4 protein-coding genes are annotated in these 3,263 nt (G+C 36.2%); 3 read left to right on the top strand and 1 reads right to left on the bottom strand.

Going from position 1 to position 3,263, the window contains the following annotated elements:
• Positions 1-241: 241 nt before the first annotated feature.
• Entirely contained in the window at positions 242-481 is a 240-nt protein-coding gene (locus HXW94_RS18350) for a DUF2442 domain-containing protein (RefSeq protein WP_178368340.1), read from the top strand.
• Positions 482-878: 397 nt separating this feature from the next.
• Here the strand turns inward: HXW94_RS18350 and HXW94_RS18345 are convergent, their stop codons facing one another.
• Positions 879-2,447, bottom strand: a complete 1,569-nt coding sequence (locus HXW94_RS18345; RefSeq protein WP_178368339.1) for an AAA family ATPase — start codon at positions 2,445-2,447, stop codon at positions 879-881.
• Between the two features lie 225 nt (positions 2,448-2,672).
• Between HXW94_RS18345 and HXW94_RS20510 the strand changes: the two genes are divergently transcribed.
• The gene (locus HXW94_RS20510; RefSeq protein WP_425484230.1) at positions 2,673-2,840 is read left to right on the top strand and encodes an AAA family ATPase; all 168 of its coding nucleotides are present in this window, start codon (positions 2,673-2,675) and stop codon (positions 2,838-2,840) included.
• A 48-nt stretch (positions 2,841-2,888) separates the two neighbouring features.
• Positions 2,889-3,167, top strand: a complete 279-nt coding sequence (locus tag HXW94_RS18335; protein WP_218576809.1) for a UvrD-helicase domain-containing protein — start codon at positions 2,889-2,891, stop codon at positions 3,165-3,167.
• Positions 3,168-3,263: the final 96 nt, after the last annotated feature.

Genomic DNA, 3,263 nt, shown 5'->3' with positions numbered 1-3,263 from the left:
AAATGGGATTACAGGGTCTATTTTTTGATACAACTAATTGTTTTTATATGTATTATTAAAGAATTGCAATGTTTTCAGCATTTACGAATAATCTGCCTACGGTAACCGGGAAAATGGGAATGCGCCCCTTGTCATAGCATGGGCCGAATTACATCAAGAGGAGCTAATGGCAAATTGGAAACTGATAATGAATGGAGAACATCCGTTCAAAATTCAGCCCCTTAGATAAGGACGAATAACTATGTATCCTTCAGTAAAAAAAGTACATCCTAATAATAATTTTATTCTTTTAATCGTTTTTGATAACGGTGAAACAGGGCTGCTGGATATGAAACCATTTCTTGATATCGGTGTATTTCGTCGTCTCAAAGATAAAAAAATATTTAAACAAGTTAAAGTCAGCTTTGATACAATAGAGTGGCCTTATAGCATTGACCTTGACCCTGAATTTATTTATCAAAACTGCAAAAGTTGTAAATAGGTCGTGATAGTTCCGAAAACATTGGGGAACCCTTGACGGAAAAGTTGATAGAAAGAAAAAGAATGTGTGGATATGGTCAAGAAAAATATATCAAAAAAAGGCATCCTTCATATGATCCCAAAAGTACTTTACACTTTTTGAATGGAGGTTCCCGAAAAATGGGGGTCGGCATCTGGAAAGTGTAAAGCGGGAAATGAAGGATGCCCAAAAAAATTTAAAAAATAGATAAAATTATATCTTAAAGAGTGTAGTAAAACCCAACATTTTGTAATTGTTGGGTTTCGTTCCTCAACCAAACCTACCATGGGCTACCATTGGCCGAAACGATGATCAAGGCCTCATTAACTATTCGTTATCTCGAAACATCTCAATCATATTTTTTTCGATTGCGTTGATTCTATTCAATCAATATCTCAATCTCTTTGCCTTGCCTGTCCCAATTGATACCAATTTTGACGACTTCGGCAAAACTATTTTTATAACTTAACTCGTAGTTATCTTCGATCTGTTTAATAGCTTCTTCTGTATTCCCATCAACCTTAAACTCTAAAACATACACGGTATCATCTTTGGGGATATGCAAATCAGTGCGACCAATAATATTCTGGTTCTCGCCGATGTAATAAATATTGTTCATACGAATGGCGACGCCCACCATTGATTTCAACCAGCCTTCAGGGTTTTTATTATGCCAGTCATAAGGGAGATGAGCGCAGTTCCGGTAAATAAGTTTTGTAATGCCTGCTTGAATGGTCTCTTGGTTTTCAGCAAAAATTCCCGAGGTTATTTGATTAGAAACGTCTTTCCATTCATCCAGGTCATAGTCCTTCCCGAAACTCAAGTCTAAGAAATATTCCAACATAACCTGTTCCGCTTCTTTGTTAGGAAATTTCAAATAATAATGATTTTTTTCATCCTTATATCGAATGGTTAAATATCCTGCATTAAATAACAATACTTCCGGCTGCAGTTGTTGTAAATCTTGAACTCTTAATTTCATTTCGTTAACAGACAGGGTATTATTTCTTTCCTTATCAATAATATTCTGAATATTAACCGCTGTGCTTTGCATATAGGCACTAATCGCACTAGGGATACCTGTTTCCGACCAATAATATCCAAACGATTCATTTTCAATAAAATTGTTTATATCCCACGGATTGTATAACTGTTTATCACCAAAATTGAATCCATTATATTCTTCTTTGATCTGTTGTAAAAGTTGCTGAACGTCCTTACCTTCTTGTTGTGCAATAAGGTTTATTTCTTCGCTAAAGTTTTTTTCAACTTCATTCTGAGTATAACCGATCAGATCGGTGTATCTACCCACAAAGCTAATATCTTTAAGATGATTTAATTCAGAAAAAATACTCATCTTCATCAGCTTAGTTAACCCTGTCATCATAAAGAATTTGATGTATTGATCACTGTCTTTAACTGGTGCATAAAAGCCTTGAAAAAAGTCTCTGACGTCTTCCGCTTTTTGAAAATTTTTTAAGTGAACCAGAATGGGTTTATCATATTCATCAATTAACACCACTGCTGGTTGACCCGCTTTCTGACTGGTTTCCTCCAGGATTGCGCCAATATTAAAATAATCAAAATCTTTAATCTTGATTACCTTCTCATCAATATGAATCTTACCATTGTATTTGATGTATTCCCCCAGATCGTCACTTTTAGAAATTCCAGCAAAGCTCAAGTGCAGAACAGGATATTTTTTAAACGCAAAGTAATCGTAAATGTACAACCCTTCAAATAGTTCTTTTTTCCCTAAAAAAAGGTTTTTAAGAACGGAAAGCATTAAACTTTTACCAAAACGACGGGGACGTGACAGAAAATTATAACGACCACTATGTTCCAGCAGAGAATGTAACTGCGGCGTTTTATCCAAATAGAATTCAGAATTTTTCTTCAAGGTTTCAAAATCTTGGGTTCCCAGAGGAAATTTTTTACGTTCAGGCATAAAATAAGCTCTTTATGTAAGTTTTAAATAACCAAACCGGACGACAAAACACACCAAAGAACTGGTGGTGTTTTTGAATTAAAACGATTTGAGATTTTATTAATTATTAACACACAATATATTGTGTGTTAATAATTTGTTTGTTGTGTCCGTCAAGACATGGCCGTTATATAGAAAAAAATGTATCAGGAGACGCAAAACCATGAAATTTCCATATGAACGGTTATTGACGAGGGCTATTTTTATTGTGACAGGACTGATAAGATCCGTCTGCTTGAAAATATAAAATCCCAGCTATTTATCCGGCCCCGGCGGTTCGGCAAAAGTCTGGTTCTTTCCATGCTGGAAAATTATTATGATGTGGCAAAGAAGGATGAATTTATTTCGCTTTGATGAAAGTTTATTATAATGGATATAATTTTTCCCATGCCGTGGATGAATATGTGTACAATCCAACCGGAGAGTATTCTTATCCTGTGCTTCAACCACGGCACCATGATTGAACTTCGGCGCAGAATCAAAGCCTTGACCGGGAAACGAAGCGCCCGGGTGACAGCCATGACCTTCCATGGTCTTGCCATGCGTATCACGGGTCGCTGTTTGCTGGACCCGCACAGTGGAAAGAACGGTTTTCCCGGGATCATCCCATCCATGGCCACCTGGCTGCCCTTAAAACAGGAGCGTTCAACTCAATACCTTCGCCAATTATGCTGTTTTTAAAGGCTGATGAATACAGCCTATGCTGCAGACCTCTTCATATAACTGAGAAATAAAATTGAATCCCTCAAAATGAGGATCATATTTTAATATATTTTT

The sequence above is a fragment of the Desulfobacter latus genome (genome assembly GCF_013389365.1).
In the GTDB taxonomy this organism is placed as follows: Bacteria; Desulfobacterota; Desulfobacteria; order Desulfobacterales; family Desulfobacteraceae; genus Desulfobacter; species Desulfobacter latus.
The sequence above is the reverse complement of the archived record's forward strand: the minus strand, read 5'-3'. Positions and strand labels throughout refer to the sequence as shown.